This is a genomic window from Actinomycetes bacterium (genome assembly GCA_035506535.1).
Taxonomy (GTDB): Bacteria; Actinomycetota; Actinomycetes; order DATJPE01; family DATJPE01; genus DATJPE01.
In genome coordinates this window covers 34,845-48,942 of record DATJPE010000082.1, presented here as the reverse complement: position 1 = coordinate 48,942, position 14,098 = coordinate 34,845, and the positions used below count along the sequence as shown (strand labels likewise).

General features: G+C 73.6%; 17 protein-coding genes, 1 tRNA gene and 1 pseudogene. 11 read left to right on the top strand and 8 right to left on the bottom strand.

What is annotated here, in order from left to right:
- The 3 genes from VMI11_13580 to VMI11_13570 all read right to left on the bottom strand — a co-directional run.
- Nucleotides 1-560 (bottom strand): SAF domain-containing protein (locus tag VMI11_13580; protein ID HTY73434.1); only part of this gene is annotated, 560 nt, incomplete at its 3' end.
- Nucleotides 557-1,366 carry an S-methyl-5'-thioadenosine phosphorylase gene (locus VMI11_13575; GenBank protein ID HTY73433.1) on the bottom strand — a complete coding sequence of 270 codons (810 nt, stop codon included), beginning with the start codon at nucleotides 1,364-1,366 and terminating at the stop codon, nucleotides 557-559. The genes VMI11_13580 and VMI11_13575, both read right to left, overlap by 4 nt.
- A 132-nt stretch (nucleotides 1,367-1,498) precedes the next feature.
- On the bottom strand, nucleotides 1,499-1,891 hold the full coding sequence (locus tag VMI11_13570; GenBank protein HTY73432.1) for an FmdB family zinc ribbon protein: 393 nt from the start codon (nucleotides 1,889-1,891) through the stop codon (nucleotides 1,499-1,501).
- Nucleotides 1,892-2,071: 180 nt separating this feature from the next.
- On the opposite strand from VMI11_13570, the gene VMI11_13565 reads away from it, so the two are divergent.
- Nucleotides 2,072-2,440: a VOC family protein gene (locus VMI11_13565; protein ID HTY73431.1), complete on the top strand. Its 369-nt coding sequence runs from the start codon at nucleotides 2,072-2,074 to the stop codon at nucleotides 2,438-2,440.
- A gap of 82 nt (nucleotides 2,441-2,522) precedes the next feature.
- Here VMI11_13565 and VMI11_13560 read toward each other — a convergent pair whose 3' ends face one another.
- Nucleotides 2,523-3,146 carry a nitroreductase family protein gene (locus VMI11_13560; GenBank protein HTY73430.1) on the bottom strand — a complete coding sequence of 208 codons (624 nt, stop codon included), beginning with the start codon at nucleotides 3,144-3,146 and terminating at the stop codon, nucleotides 2,523-2,525.
- 117 nt (nucleotides 3,147-3,263) lie between these two features.
- Here VMI11_13560 and VMI11_13555 point away from each other — a divergent pair, with 117 nt between their 5' ends.
- Genes VMI11_13555 through crcB form a run of 3 tightly spaced genes read left to right on the top strand, consistent with a single transcriptional unit; the run spans nucleotide 3,264 to nucleotide 4,371 of the window.
- Nucleotides 3,264-3,671 carry a CrcB family protein gene (locus VMI11_13555; GenBank protein HTY73429.1) on the top strand — a complete coding sequence of 136 codons (408 nt, stop codon included), beginning with the start codon at nucleotides 3,264-3,266 and terminating at the stop codon, nucleotides 3,669-3,671.
- A 2-nt stretch (nucleotides 3,672-3,673) separates the two neighbouring features.
- Nucleotides 3,674-4,027 (top strand): DUF190 domain-containing protein, encoded by a 354-nt coding sequence (locus VMI11_13550; protein ID HTY73428.1) that lies wholly within the window; start codon nucleotides 3,674-3,676, stop codon nucleotides 4,025-4,027.
- Nucleotides 4,024-4,371, top strand: coding sequence for a fluoride efflux transporter CrcB (gene crcB / locus VMI11_13545; GenBank protein HTY73427.1), 348 nt, complete (start codon nucleotides 4,024-4,026; stop codon nucleotides 4,369-4,371). The genes VMI11_13550 and crcB overlap by 4 nt, the downstream gene beginning before the upstream one ends.
- Here crcB and VMI11_13540 read toward each other — a convergent pair.
- Complete coding sequence (locus VMI11_13540) at nucleotides 4,361-4,960, bottom strand: 5-formyltetrahydrofolate cyclo-ligase (protein HTY73426.1); 600 nt, start codon at nucleotides 4,958-4,960, stop codon at nucleotides 4,361-4,363. The two genes, crcB and VMI11_13540, sit on opposite strands and share 11 nt — an antisense overlap.
- Before the next feature lie 134 nt (nucleotides 4,961-5,094).
- Between VMI11_13540 and galU the strand changes: the two genes are divergently transcribed.
- The 7 genes from galU to VMI11_13505 all read left to right on the top strand — a co-directional run bounded on the left by galU (nucleotide 5,095) and on the right by VMI11_13505 (nucleotide 10,138).
- The gene (gene galU, locus VMI11_13535; protein HTY73425.1) at nucleotides 5,095-5,985 is read left to right on the top strand and encodes a UTP--glucose-1-phosphate uridylyltransferase GalU; all 891 of its coding nucleotides are present in this window, start codon (nucleotides 5,095-5,097) and stop codon (nucleotides 5,983-5,985) included.
- A complete protein-coding gene (glp, locus tag VMI11_13530; GenBank protein ID HTY73424.1) occupies nucleotides 5,982-7,205 on the top strand; it encodes a gephyrin-like molybdotransferase Glp in 1,224 nt (407 codons plus the stop codon). The genes galU and glp overlap by 4 nt, the downstream gene beginning before the upstream one ends.
- Before the next feature lie 65 nt (nucleotides 7,206-7,270).
- The gene (gene moaC / locus VMI11_13525) at nucleotides 7,271-7,774 is read left to right on the top strand and encodes a cyclic pyranopterin monophosphate synthase MoaC (protein ID HTY73423.1); all 504 of its coding nucleotides are present in this window, start codon (nucleotides 7,271-7,273) and stop codon (nucleotides 7,772-7,774) included.
- A 49-nt stretch (nucleotides 7,775-7,823) separates the two neighbouring features.
- Nucleotides 7,824-8,330: a MogA/MoaB family molybdenum cofactor biosynthesis protein gene (locus VMI11_13520; GenBank protein ID HTY73422.1), complete on the top strand. Its 507-nt coding sequence runs from the start codon at nucleotides 7,824-7,826 to the stop codon at nucleotides 8,328-8,330.
- Entirely contained in the window at nucleotides 8,327-8,932 is a 606-nt protein-coding gene (locus tag VMI11_13515) for a GNAT family protein (protein HTY73421.1), read from the top strand. The genes VMI11_13520 and VMI11_13515 overlap by 4 nt, the downstream gene beginning before the upstream one ends.
- Nucleotides 8,933-9,091: 159 nt before the next feature.
- Complete coding sequence (locus tag VMI11_13510) at nucleotides 9,092-9,991, top strand: hypothetical protein (protein HTY73420.1); 900 nt, start codon at nucleotides 9,092-9,094, stop codon at nucleotides 9,989-9,991.
- 70 nt (nucleotides 9,992-10,061) lie between these two features.
- Nucleotides 10,062-10,138, top strand: a tRNA-Ala gene (locus tag VMI11_13505).
- A gap of 166 nt (nucleotides 10,139-10,304) precedes the next feature.
- Here VMI11_13505 and VMI11_13500 read toward each other — a convergent pair.
- From VMI11_13500 to VMI11_13490, 3 genes and pseudogenes are all read right to left on the bottom strand, one after another.
- On the bottom strand, nucleotides 10,305-10,523 hold the full coding sequence (locus VMI11_13500) for a DNA-binding protein (protein HTY73419.1): 219 nt from the start codon (nucleotides 10,521-10,523) through the stop codon (nucleotides 10,305-10,307).
- A 170-nt stretch (nucleotides 10,524-10,693) separates the two neighbouring features.
- Entirely contained in the window at nucleotides 10,694-13,579 is a 2,886-nt protein-coding gene (mobF, locus tag VMI11_13495; GenBank protein HTY73418.1) for a MobF family relaxase, read from the bottom strand.
- Between the two features lie 146 nt (nucleotides 13,580-13,725).
- Nucleotides 13,726-13,969, bottom strand: a pseudogene (locus tag VMI11_13490) (leucine zipper domain-containing protein).
- Nucleotides 13,970-14,098 lie beyond the last annotated feature (129 nt).

The following is a 14,098-nucleotide window of genomic DNA, read 5'->3' as shown; positions in this document are numbered from 1 at the left end:
GATGCCGGGTCCAGCAGGCTGCCGGAGCCGCCGGCCACGACGGTGATCACGCGCGCGTGCGCGACGACCTGGGCGTGGGGCAGCGAGGACGCCGTCCCGGCCGCGAGCACGACGTCGACCGTGTCGCCGGTGCGCAGCAGGTTCGCCACGTCGGCGTCCGCGAGACGTACGGGCGCTGCTACGTGGCCCTGCCGAGCGAGCGCGGTGGCCAGCCCGGGCCCGACCAGACGCTGGGCCGTCAGCGCCTCGCCCGCGCCGACCGGCGCGGCGAGCACCCGGCCGAGCGCCTCGGCGGCGGAGCGCAGGGCTGCGGGCGAGGTGGACGCCGGACGGTGGGCGACGCGTACGTCGGACGCGGCGAGCACCGAGCCCGCCGGCAGCGAGCGTGCCGCCACGAGCACGGCGACCGTCGGCTGCCGGGGCGGGGCCAGGACGTCGAGAGCGCAGACGACGGCGCCCGCGAGCAGGGCGGATGCGAGCAGGCGCCGATGCCGCAACGCGCGCCGGAGCAGCCCGTGGACCAAGGGTGCGGTCGGCCGGGACAGCCCCAGGCTGCTCACGGCAGGACGAAGGGCAGCCGCAACCCGTCCAGCGAGCCGCGGCACGGGCAGGTGAGCTCGCCCTCGGCGGGCAGGGCGGCGACCACGTCGAGGAGCAGGGCACGCAGGCGTACGACCTCCCGGGCGAACACCTCGAACACCTCGGCGTGGGTCACGCCGGAGCCCTCCTCGACGCCGGCGTCGAGGTCGGTGACGAGGGCCACCGTGGTGTAGCAGAGGGCGAGCTCCCGGGCCAGGACCGCCTCGGGCAGGCCGGTCATGCCGACGATCGTCCAGCCGTTGGCGGCGTACGAGCGGGACTCCGCCCGCGAGGAGAAGCGCGGCCCTGGGATCACCACGAGGGTCCCGCCGTCGATGGCGTCCCAGCCGCTGCGAAGGGCGGTGTCCACGACCGCCTGCCGCCCGGTGGGGCAGTACGGGTCGGCGAAGGAGACGTGGACCGCGGCGTCGTCGTAGTAGGTCGATTTCCGGCCGACGGTGCGGTCGACCACCTGGTCGGGCACGACGAGGCTGCCGGGGCCGAGGTCCGGCCACAGGCCGCCGACCGCGCTCGGGGCGAGGACCTGGCGTACACCGAGCGCGCGCAGCGCCCACAGGTTGGCGCGGTAGGGGACCCGGTGCGGCGGGAAGCGGTGGTCCTTCCCGTGGCGGGGGATGAACGCGACCCGGCGGCCGGCCACGGTGCCCACGAGGGGTGGCTCGGACGGGTCGCCGTACGGCGTGTCGACGACGACCTCTTCGACGTCGTCGAGGAGGTGGTAGAGGCCGGAGCCGCCGAGGATCCCGACGTCCGCCGTCGCAGTCATGCCCGCGAGGCTAGCGACCAGGCCGGCCCCCGCCTCCGCGTCGTCCACAAGGTCCCGAGCCTCGCGACCGTGTTAGGCGTCCACCGGTCGATAGCCCCACGAACGCCTAACAGAGCGCCGGCCCGGGCCGGCTCAGGTGGCGGACCCGGAGGAGCCGCCGGCGGGGGAGCTGCCGGAGGAGGAGCCGCCGGAGGAGGAGCCGCCGGCGGAGGAGCCGCCGGACGTCGAGCCGCCTGAGGACGAGGCAGCGGAGGAGGCGCCGGCGGCGGAGCTCGAGCTCGACGTCGCGCCGCCGTCGGCCGATGCCGCGGCCTTGTCCTTGCCTGAGGCGGGCTTGCCGGAGCCCGACGTACGGCTGTCCGTGCGGTAGAAGCCCGAGCCCTTGAAGACGACGCCGACCGCCGAGTAGACCTTGCGCAGCCGTCCCTCGCAGACCGGGCACGTGGTCAGCGCGGGGTCGCTGAAGGACTGGACGGCCTCGAGGGGCTGGCCGCACTCGGTGCACACGTACTGGTAGGTCGGCACCGTCCACTCTCCGCAGGTCTGGGGTTGGCATCACGTTCGAGTGCCGCTGGCACTCTCGGGTGTCGAGTGCCGGCTGGCACTCTCGGGTGTCGAGTGCCAATCGTAGCGAACGCCGCGGCCCTAGGCTGTGCCTCTCGGGCCAGGCCCCGTCCGAGGGTCCCGGCGCCGGTGGAGGCCCAGATGGCGGCTGCGATCGGTTATCTCGTCATCGACTCGAGGGACCCTGCCCGGCTGGCCCCGTTCTGGTGCGCGCTGCTCGGCGTTGCGGTCGACACCGAGATCGGCGCGGGGGAGTTCCTCGTGCTCTCACCCACCGAGAGCGGGCTGACGGTCGGCTTCCAACGCGTGCCCGAGGCCAAGACCGGCAAGAACCGGCTCCACCTCGACCTGGTCGTCGACGACCTGGATGCGGCGACCGCCGAGATCGAGTCGCTCGGTGGCCGCTGGCTCGAGCCGGGCCGGACCCGAGAGCTCGAGGGCTTCCGATGGCGGGTGATGGCCGACCCGGACGGCAACGAGTTCGACATCGACGTGCTGCCGCCGGGCTGACCCGGCCTGGGCTCGCGACCTGTTAGGCGTCCACAGGCGGATAGCCCGACGAACGCCTAACAGGTGCGCTGGGCAGCGCGGGTCACCAAGTGCGAAGCTCGGCCGGGCTGCCCCAGGTCTCCGCGAACGCGATCTCCTCCAGCGGCAGCCGCTGCCTCGGTGCCCGCTCGCGCTCCCGCAGGAAGTCAGGGAGGTGGTCGTCGGAGCCGCGACGTCCGACGGCCAGCACGACGACGGCGGAGAAGTCAGACGGTACGTCGAGCCCGAGGCTCAGCGCCTCGGAGTCGAACCCGCCCATCTGGTGGACCGACAGGCCGTCGGCGTGGGCCTGCATGCTCAGCTGGGCGACCGCGAGGCCGAGCTCGTAGGGCGCGACCGGGCGCGGCCGCCCGTCCGGGTCGGTCGTACGGGCGAGCGCCGCGATGAGCAGCGGGGCACGGTCGGCCCACAGCCGGTTGCCCTCGGCGAGGCTGTCATGCAGTAGCTGCCACGTGCGGTCGGGGCCGAGCTCGTCGCGCCGGCCCACCAGGAAGCGCCACGGCTGCGCATTCATCGCGCTCGGCGCCCACCGGGCCGCCTCGAGCAGCGCGACGACCTGGTCGTCGTCGACCGAGGAGGCGTCGAACGCGCGGGTGCTCCACCGCTCCGCCAGCACCGGGTGGAGCGGGACGGTGGTGAGGGCGGTTCGCTCGTCGAGGACGGTCATCGCGGTCCTTTCGTGGTCCGTAGTGTTGACACTTCAACTATATAGCTCTCAAACCTCGACCGCCTCCGGGGCATTCCCCTGCCGGGCTCTGTTGGGCCGGGTCCCTACGCTGGGCCCGTGCCGCGGGCCCGTGACCTCGACGTGGTGGCGGTCGTCGCCCTCGGGGGCGCGCTGGGCTCGCTGGCCCGGTACGCGCTCGCGCTCGGGCTACCCCACCGGGATCCCGCCGCGTTCGCCTGGGCGACGTTCCTGACCAACGTCAGCGGTTGCCTGCTCATCGGCGTGCTCATGTGGTTCGTGCTCGAGGTCTGGGGACCGCGCCGCTACGCCCGCCCGTTTCTGGGCATCGGCGTGCTGGGCGGGTTCACGACGTTCTCGACGTACGCCGTGGAGACCCAGGGGATGGCGCGCGCGGGCGCCTGGGGGACGGCGACGGCGTACGTCGCCGCGAGCGTCGTCCTGGGACTGCTGGCGGTCCGTGTCGGCTACGCCCTGGGCCGGCAGGTCACCCGAGGGAGGCTGTGAACATGCTCGACGCCGGAACCAACGCCCTGCGGCTGACCGTGATCATGGGCGACAGCGACCAGCACCACCACCACCCCGCCTATCACGAGATCGTCCAGCGCGCCCACGCCCAGGGCCTGGCCGGGGTCTCGGTCTTCCGCGGCATCGAGGGGTTCGGCGCGTCGCGGCACGTCCACACCACGCGGGTGCTCAGCCTCAGCGAGGACCTGCCGGTGGCCGTCGTGATCGTCGACCGCGAGGACCGGATCCGGGCCTTCCTGCCGGAGATCGAGGAGCTCGTCGCGGGCGGGCTGGTGCTCGTCGACCCGGTGGAGGTGGTCGTCTACACGGCGCATCCCGAGCGCGAGGAGGGATGAACTGGCTGCTCGTCCTCGTCGGTGGTGCGGTGGGGGCCCCGGTGCGCTACCTGGTCGACCGGGCGGTCTCGGCGCGCAGCCGCACGCTGGTCCCGCTCGGTACGTTGGTGGTCAACGTCGCGGGCTGCTTCGTGCTCGGCTGCCTGGCCGGGGCGGCCTCCGCCGACGTTCGGCTGCTGCTCGGGACGGGCTTCTGCGGCGCCCTCACGACGTTCTCGACCTTCGGCTACGAGACCTCGCGGCTGGTCAGCGAGGGTTCGGAGCGCGCGGCCCTGCTCAACGTGCTGGTCTCGGTCGCCCTCGGCGTCGGGGTCGCGGCGCTCGGCGTCAGCCTCACGGCCTGACGTCGCCGGCTCGAGACCGCGCGACGATCCAGGCGGTGACGGCGACGTCGTGCTCGTCCGACGGCAGGGACTGCAACACCTCGCCCTCGTGGAGGAGGGCCAGGGTCGGTACGCCCTCCGGAACTCGCGGCAGCGCCCGGTCGTAGGACCCGCCACCGCGCCCGAGCCGCACGCCCGTCGCGGAGACGGCGAGCGCCGGGACCAGCACCACGTCGGCGTGGGCCACGGCCCCGCGGCCGAGCCACGGGCCGGCGGGCTGCAGGATGCCGAAGCGTCCGGCGACCAGGGACGCGTCGCCCTGGTCCTGGGCCCAGTCCAGGTCGCCGTCGGGGAGCAGGACCGGCAGCAGCACGTTGACGCCGCGGCTGCGCAACGCCGCGCGCAGCCGCCCGGTCGGGGGCTCGTTGCCGGCGGAGACGTACGCGGCGACCGTCCGCGCGCCGGCGACGTCCGGGCGCGCGAGGACCTGCTCGGCGAGGGAGCTCCCGGCGGCGGCGAGGCGCTCGGGGGTCAGCTCGGCGCGGGCGGCCAGCAGCCGCTGGCGCAGCTCCCGCTTCGTGACGGCGCGGTCCACGGCGGACGTGTGCACGCGCACATGGTGGCAGCCCCGAGCCGGCTCCGCGCGACGCTCCGGCGAATTTCGCTGAGCGCGCAACAAACCCCCTCGACGGCGCCTGGGCGCGGACGCCACGTCGCCCCGAGGCGGGGCCATAGGGTTCGGCCATGACCGTGACCAAGGCCGTGATCCCCGCGGCCGGGTTGGGGACCCGGTTCCTGCCCGCGACCAAGGCGACGCCCAAGGAGATGCTGCCCGTCGTCGACAAGCCCGCGATCCAGTACGTCGTCGAGGAGGCGGTCTCCGCGGGCCTCGACGACGTCCTGCTGGTGACCGGGCGGAACAAGCGGGCGCTGGAGGACCACTTCGACCGGGCGTATGAGCTCGAGGAGGCGCTGACGGCCAAGGGGGACCTGGCCCGGCTGGCGGCCGTACGCCGCTCCGCGGAGCTCGCGACCGTCCACTACGTGCGCCAGGGCGACCCGCTCGGCCTCGGCCACGCCGTGCTGTGCGCGGCCCAGCACGTCGGGCAGGAGCCGTTCGCGGTGCTGCTCGGCGACGACCTCATCGACCCGCGGGACCCGCTGCTGTCGGTGATGACGGCCATCCGGGGCCGCTTCGGCGGCTCGGTGCTCGCGCTCATGGAGGTGCCGCCGGAGCAGATCCACCTCTACGGCTGCGCCGCCGTGGAGCCCACCGGCGAGGACGACCTGGTGCGCGTCACCGACCTCGTCGAGAAGCCCTCCCCCGGCGAGGCGCCGAGCTCGCTCGCGGTGATCGGGCGCTACGTGCTCGACGCCTCGATCTTCGAGGCGATCCGGCGGACACCCCCGGGGCGTGGTGGGGAGATCCAGCTGACCGACGCGCTGCGCGAGCTGACCGTGGCGCCGCCGGAGGCGGGCGGTGGCGTGCACGGCGTGGTCTTCCGGGGCCGGCGCTACGACACCGGTGACCGCCTCGACTACCTCAAGGCGGTGGTGCGGCTGGCGCTGGAGCGCGACGACCTCGGCCCGCCGCTGCGGGCCTGGCTCGGGGAGCACCTCGCGAGCAGCCGGTGAAGAGCGTCGACGCCCACCTCGCGGACTGCCTGGAACCGGTCAGCCCGCTGTCCCCGCTGTCCCTGCAGCTGCTCGACGCCCTGGGGTGCTCGCTGGCCGAGGACGTCGTGGCGCCGTACCCGCTGCCGCCCTTCGACAACTCCGCGATGGACGGGTACGCCGTCCGCGCCGAGGACGTGACCGGCGCCACGGAGGACTCGCCTGTCGTGCTGCCGGTGACGGGGGACCTGCCCGCCGGTGTCGTCTCGGCCTACGCGCTCACCCCCGGGTCCGCCGTCCGCATCATGACCGGCGCTCCTGTCCCCGCGGGCGCGGACGCGATCGTGCCGGTGGAGCTGACCGACCAGGGGATCGCGCGCGTGTCGGTGAAGGCGCCGGTCGAGGTGGGACGGCACATCCGCCGGTCCGGGGACGATGTGAGCGCGGGGGACGTCGTCCTCGCGGCGGGGACGCGGCTAGGCCCGCGCCACCTGGGGCTGCTCGCGGCGGTGGGCCGCGACCGGGTCCTTGCCCGGCCGAGGCCGAGGGTCGTCGTGCTGTCGACCGGCAGCGAGCTGGTCGAGCCCGGCCAGCACCTCGGCAGCGGGCAGATCAACGAGTCCAACTCGTTCATGCTCACCGCGGCGGCCCAGGAGGCGGGGGCGACCGCGTTCCGGGTCGGCATCGTCGCCGACGAGCCACAGGCCCTGATGAACGCGATCGAGGACCAGCTCATCCGCGCCGACCTCGTCATCACGACGGGCGGGGTGAGCAAGGGTGCCTACGACGTCGTCAAGGAGGTCCTCGGCCGGCTCGGCACGGTGAGCTTCGACGCGGTGGCGATGCAGCCCGGGCTGCCGCAGGGCCGAGGGACGATCGGACCCGACGAGACGCCGATCCTCACCTTCCCGGGCAACCCGGTGAGCGCGTACGTGTCCTTCGAGGTCTTCGGTCGGCCGGTCCTGCGCAAGATGCTCGGGTCGGAGACGCTGACCCGCCCGGAGGTCCGCGCGGTGTGCCTCGGGTCGTTCTCCTCCCCGGAGGGCAAGCGGCAGTTCGCGCGCGGCGTGCTCTCGGTCGAGGAGGGGCGCTACGTCGTGCGCCCGGTCACGGGGCAGGCGAGCCACCACGTGCGCGCCCTCGGCGACGCCAACGCGTTCATCGTGGTGCCGGAGGCGGTGACCCGCGTGGTCGAGGGCTCCCCCGTCACCGTCATGGTCCTCGAGCGGCGCGGCATATGACGCGGGGCCCTGACGACGTGTCAGGCGTTGTGACAAGGCCCCTTGTCGAAACGTCTGACACGTCGGTGGATCCGGCCCCTGGTGGTTCCGGGGCCGCGCCGTCGGGGCTGACGCACGTCGACGAGCGGGGCGCGGCCCGCATGGTCGACGTCACGGCGAAGCCGGTCACCGCGCGCACGGCCACCGCCTCGGGCCGGGTCCGGGTCTCGGCCACCGTGGTCGAGCTGCTGCGCGGCGACGGCGTACCGAAGGGCGACGCGCTCGCGGTCGCGCGGATCGCCGGGATCCAGGCCGCCAAGCGCACGCCGGACCTGGTCCCGCTGTGCCACCCCATCGCCATCCACGGGGTCGAGGTCGAGCTGTCCGTCGAGGACGACGCGGTCGCGATCCGCGCGACGGTGCGGACGGCGGACCGTACCGGCGTCGAGATGGAGGCGCTGACGTCGGTGGCGGTCGCGGGCCTGGCCCTCATCGACATGGTCAAGGCGGTCGACCCGGCGGCGCAGATCACCGACGTGCGCGTGGAGTCCAAGACGGGCGGTACGTCGGGCGACTGGAGCCGGCCATGAGCGTCCGCCGCCGCTGGGGCGGCGCACGCGTTCGGGCGGGGGGTCGGCGATGAGCCTGCGCGCCCTCGCGGTGACCGTCTCCTCCGGGGTGGCCGCCGGCCGCAAGCCGGACGTCAGCGGGCCGTTGCTCGTCGAGGGTCTGCGCGAGCTCGGGCTCGCCGTCGACGGCCCGTCGGTGGTCGCGGACGGCGTACCGGTCGAACAGGTGCTTCGGGCGGCCGTCCTCGCCGGCTACGACGTCATCGTCACCACCGGCGGTACGGGCCTCACGCCGGACGACCTCACCCCCGAGGCGACGCGCGCCGTCATCGACCGCGAGGTGCCGGGGATCGCGGAGGCCGTGCGGGCGTACGGCGTCGCGCACGGTGTCCCGGGCGCCGTGCTGTCGCGTGGCCTCGCCGGCCTCGCGGAGGGCACGCTGGTCGTGAACCTCGCCGGGTCCCCGGGCGCGGTCCGCGACGGGCTCGCCGTCATCGGTCCGGTGCTGCACCACCTGCTCGAGCAGGCCCGGGGACGGCACGGGCACCCGGGTGACAGCACGGCCGAGGCGCCGTGAGCCGCGGCTGGCCGGTCCGGTTGAGCGACGGGCGGGTGGCCCTGCGACCCCTGCGGCAGCGCGACCGGGCGGCCTGGCGCGAAGTGCGTTCGCGCAACGCGACGTGGCTGCGGCCGTGGGACGCGACCAGCCCGGACCCGGTCCACGAACCGGTGCCGACCTTCAGCGCGATGGTGCGCCACCTCAGCGGCGAGGCCCGCGCCGGGCGGGTGCTGCCGTTCGTGGTGACCTACGACGACCGGCTGGTCGGCCAGCTCACGGTCGGTGGCATCTCCTGGGGATCCCTGCGCGCGGCGCACATCGGCTACTGGGTTGACCAGGCCGTCGCGGGCCGAGGGGTGATCCCGACCGCGGTCGCGCTGGCGTGCGACCACTGCTGGTACGGCCTCGGCCTGCACCGCATCGAGGTCAACATCCGTCCCGAGAACGTCGCCTCCCGCCGGGTCGTCGAGAAGCTGGGCTTCCGCGAGGAGGGCCTGCGCACGCGCTACCTGCACATCGACGGCGACTGGCGCGACCACCTCGTGTACGTGCTCAACGCGGAGGACGTACCGCAGGGCCTCCACCACCGCTGGGTGGCCACCCGCCCCGCGCCACCCTGACGCCGCTGCCCTTCGCTGCGTCATCCGTACGGCATCGGTGGCGCCAAGGCTCGCAGTGGCGTTGGTCACGACACACCGGGCAGATGCGCGGTACGTCGGCCCGTCGGACGTAGCGTCGGAGCCCGTGACGGATCCGGCGCACCGCGTGAGGGGGATCACGTGCTCTATGCGGTGATCATCGCCCTCTGGGCCTGCGTCCTTCTCCCCATGTGGCTGTGGCGGCACGACCGGATCGTGGAGGAACGACGCTCTGTGGACAGATTCGCCAACGCCATGCACCACCTGTCGAACCGCAGAGCCGGCGACCGCCGCGAGGTGGTGATGCCCGCCCGGCACGACGAGCCGGTCACCGTCGACGGTCGTCCCCTGACCGTCGCCGCTGCGCGCTCCCGCCTCGCGGCCCGCCGGCGACGGACGATGGCGGTCCTCGCGGGTCTGCTGTTCGTGATCGCCGGCGCCTCTCTCATGGGCTTCGCGCCCGTGTGGGCAGTCGCCGTGCCCGCCCTGCTGATGCTGGGCTTCCTCGTCCACCTGCGCCGGCAGGTGTCGCAGCAGCGCGCGGTGGACCGCCGGCGTCGCCAGCACGCGACGACCCAGGCCCGACGCGTGGCTCGCCCGGCCGCGCCGCGGGAGTACGAGGTCGAGACCGTCCTGCCGGTGACTCGCCCGGTCGCCGCACGCACGCTGGACCCGGCCCATGGTGAGGCGTCCGCGACGACCGCGGGCGTCGGCGCGGAGCCGGCCGTCGCCGCTGCCGACGGGTTCTACGACGCCCAGGCCGACGACGGCACCTGGGAACCGGTCCCGGTGCCGCTGCCGACGTACGTGCTCGCGCCGAAGGCACCGCGTTCCGTGCGTGTCATCGACCTGACCGCCCCCGGGGCATGGACCTCGGGCCACCTCGACGAGGACGAGTTGGCGGCCCTGGAGGAGGAACGCCGCGAGCAGGCGCGGCTGGAGGCCGAGGAGGCCAGCCAGGTACGCCTGGAGCGGGCCTCCGGCGACAGCATCGTGACCGGTCAGGTGGTCATCGAGCGCCGGCGAGCGGTCGGGGACTGAGCCCCCGCTGGGCACCTCGCCCCGGCCTCGGCACCGCGCGCTCCTGGTAACCTCGTGTCTCCCGATTCAGGGGGCTGTGGCGCAGTCCGGTAGCGCACCTCGTTCGCATCGAGGGGGTCAGGGGTTCAAATCCCCTCAGCTCCACCATGTATGGCCTGGTCAGAGGCCATTCGCACACCAGCCGGCGGCTGCACTTCAAGGCCTTGACCCTCGTTTGACCCTTGAACTGGGCGGCACTTCGCGGGTCTGACCACGCTCACTCGGTGGCGCGCATCAGTCAGCGCTTCGTTGGGCTGTCGATCCCCGGCGTCTCCTAGGCGGACTCTCGCTGGTGGTCCGCTCCTCCGTCGTCGATCAGCTTCAGGAGCGGTGCGCTGGGGATCTTGATCAGCTTGCCGACACGGAGGACCGGGGTGGGCCAGCGGTTGGTGCGGACGAGTTCGTAGGCGAGGGTTCGCCCGATGCAGAGGACGCGGGCGGCGGCTGGGACGTCGAGCATCGGGGGGAGGTGGTCGAGCTCGTCGCGGGTCATGGTCTGCTCCTCTCGGACGGGGCGGGTCGCCGGCTGACGTCCCGTACCTAGAGGTGTGCAAAGAGACCCCTGAACATCGAGGGTCACTGCCCGCCAGTCCTCGAGTCTTGCGGCCGCAGGGTCGCCCTGCTCGTGCCGGCGCATCGCGGGTGGTGTCAGGAGGTGTGCGCCTAGCGGGTCAACATGCGCGTGTCGTCGCCTGGCGGCGCCACAACGGGGTCGCGGCGCCTCGCCTGGTCTGCGGCCAGCCTCAAACTTCGCTGGCGCGACGTCTGGGTACGGCCGATGACGGCGTGCGCCGCCTGGCCGCTGCCTGAGGTGGCCAACGCGCGCGCCAGGAGGCTCACGGCGGCCTGTTGTTCGTCGACCGGCACGGGTCCGGCCGTGATGGCCGAGGTTCGCGTGCGGTGGGGTCCGGCGTCGCCGGTGTCGGTTTCGGGGGTGGTGTGGACGTGGTTCTCGTTGCGTCCGCGGGTCATCGCGACGTAGAGGTGTTCCCGGTCGAGTCCGGTGCGGGCGAGCAGGACAGCGATGTCGGTGGTGGCGCCTTGCCCGGCGTCGATGGTGGTAGCCCACCCGTACTCGGCGTGCCGGGCGAGGTAGTCGACCGGCAGGTCGGTGATCGCGTCGTCGTGGAGGGCTTGGACCCGCAGCCCGCCGCCGGGTGCGCCGTCGAGGACGCGGAGCCGGTCCCCGTTCCGGAGCTGCCGGCGCCCGAGCCGGATGCTCGTCGTGTTGCGTTTCGCGAGGAGCAGGTCCCCGGCCCGCCAGCTGCGGGGTTCCGGGTGCCCGCGGGTGCTCGCGCTGCGGGAGACGACGGTCAGGAGATCGGGGCCGTGCACGTGGCCTTGGGCGATGGCGGCGGCTCGGGCGCGGGTGTTCAAGGCCGTGACGTCGGCCCAGGACTGGGCGAGCATCAACGCGTCCCGCCCGGCGTCCACTACTTCCTGCCAGCGGTCGAAGACAGCGTCGGCGGCGTCCTGGATGTCGCTGGCGGGGTGGATCCGGTCGTGGTCGAGGTACGCGCGCAGCGCGGCCGGGTCGCCGGCGCGTAGCCGCAGCGACGCGTCGGCCTCCCAAGGGTGGGTGAAGCGGTGCAGCTCATTCAGGTCCACCCGATCGCGGGCGAGAAGCTCGGTGAGGTGGGCAAACATGCCGCCGGGTGCGTTGACGGCGCCGATCTGCGCGGGGTCGCCGACCAGGACCACCTGGGAGCCGCTCACAACGGCGTGGGTGAAGACGCGGTCCAGGTCGAGGGTGGACAGCATCGACGCCTCATCGACCAGGATCACCGACCGCCCGCCCCCTGGCGCGCGGCGACGGGATTGGTTGTCATGGGTGAGCAGCCACCGGGCGACCGTGGTCCCAGCCTCCCCTGTGCCCCCGGCGCCCGCTGCAGCCGTGGTGAGTTCGGCGGCGGCGCGGGCGGACGGAGCGAGCAGGCTGACCTGGACACCGGTGGCGCGCCAGGCGCGGACCGCGGCGCCGATCGTGGTGGTCTTCCCTGCCCCGGCGGGGGCGGTCATCACGCTGATCCGGTCCTGGGCGGCGAGCAGCATGACCGCCGCCTCGCGCTGCTCCGCGGACAGGCCCGACCCTGAGTCTGCGATGCCCGCGGTGGCGGCGTCGAGGTCGAGGGCGGCCTGCGCGAGCCGGGCGGCGGTGAGCGGGATGCGCAGCATGGCGTGGCCGATGATGCGTGCCTCCATGGCGACCAGCTCGGCGGAGGCGTACCGGGGGTCGGAGGCGCGGGCGGTGTCGCCGGCCTGGTCCAGGCCCAGGGGCACCACACCGCTCCGGCCGAGGGGGCCGACACCACGGTTCGCCCGCCATCTCCGGCCACCCGGGCCGACCTCGAGAGCGGTGTCGGTGAGGTCGCTGACCAGTGCGACAGTGTCGGCTGCGGTCGCTGGCTTCGGCTCATCCAGGCGGTCGATCCGGGCGGCGATGGCGATGGTCAGGTCCGCGCGGGACCACACCGCCTTCGACCGGCCGACCACGGACACCGCGTCGGCGAGCAGCGCGTCCCGCGCTAACACTTCGGGCCGTGTCGCCACGGGTGGGGTTGCGCCGGGGCTTGCCTTAGGGCTTGCCGCCGACGCTCCTGCCACGGCGTCGAGCAGACTCCCCGGCGTGATGCCGTGCGCCGCGGCCTGCGCGGCCCAGGTGGTCCGGCGGTCCGGGCCGCCGGCGTGGTGCTCCTTGCGCGGTCGGGTGGCGAGGACCGCGGCCTTGATGATCCGGGCCCGCTCATCCGCGGTGACCGATCGACCGAGGGCCTCCTCGGCGTCGGCGATCGTCGGGACCGCGTCCGACATGACGGCGCTGGTCCGACTCGACCACGCCTGCAGGAGCTGCTCGGGCACGGCGGTGATGTCGGCCTGCCCGTGCTCGGAGACGTCCCCGAACAGGACGGGGAGCCGGTGGGTGAGCTCGGCGCGCAGTGCCGCCTGGTACAGCGCCCCGGCGGCCTTCTTGTGGTGGTACACCTCGTGCCCGTCCAGGGTGCGCCACGCCCCGTCGGCGCAGCGCGCCTTGTTCACGACCAGGGCGTGGGTGTGCAGCTGCGGGTCTCCGGTGCGGGAGGTTCCGTGGTCGAACAACGCGGCCGTGTACCCGGCGGTCGGGACCTGGTGGATGCCGTTGCGGCCGCGCCGGGAGTACCCCGCGACCTGCTGCAGGTAGTCCAGACCCGCCTTCACGGCGGCGGCGTGCGCGGTCTCGATCTCCGTCACCCAGTGCCCGTCACCGAGCGCCCAGAGGGCGCTGACGGACTTCGGGGCGGAGAACGTCAGGTCGTACCCGGTGACCGACCGATCGCCCCACGCCGCACCCAGCTGCTCGCCCGTGGACGGGGAGAGGGCGCGCCCGAACAGCGCCTCCAGCTCCCGCTCCTCGACCACCCCGCCCGCCAGCAGACCAAGCTGAGGGAGGCCGCTGCCGTGCCAGCGGCCGGGCGCCTCCCCGTTCTCGCTGTAGTACTCGCACGCACCGCCAGCGACCGTGGCCTGGTAGTACCGCCACGACGATCGGCCGATCTTCGCACTGGACAACACGAACCGACACCAACCAGAATCACGTTACGGGACAACGGTTTCCGGCTTCGACGGTAGCACCCACGATGCACATGTCTGACGCCAGAGGTCCATTCCCCGTTGAGGCCCGCGCACACCGAGGATGCGGCGATGCGGTGCGGCTCCTACCGTCGGCAGTACCGCAGCTTGACGATCCGCCATTTCAGCCGTCGCGGGCAGCGAGACGGGCTGCGCCGCGGACGCGTCGGTCATCGGCAGCCCATCGCGGTAGCGCGCCGCCCACTTCGACGCCGTCGCCGACGACACCTGGAACCGTTCGGCGGCCCGACGCACCGGCCACTCGTGCACCACGATCGACTCGGCGAGGCGCTGACGACCGATCGGGGTCAGCGGGGCGTTGGCGTGGATCAACGAAGACCTCCGGGCGAGGGTTGGTGTGGTAACCCCCTCCGTACCGGAGGTCTTCGTCTATCCGCTCACGCCACGCTGATCACAACGTCCTCGGGACTACGAACCAGGCAAGTCGGTGCAGCGATCGCC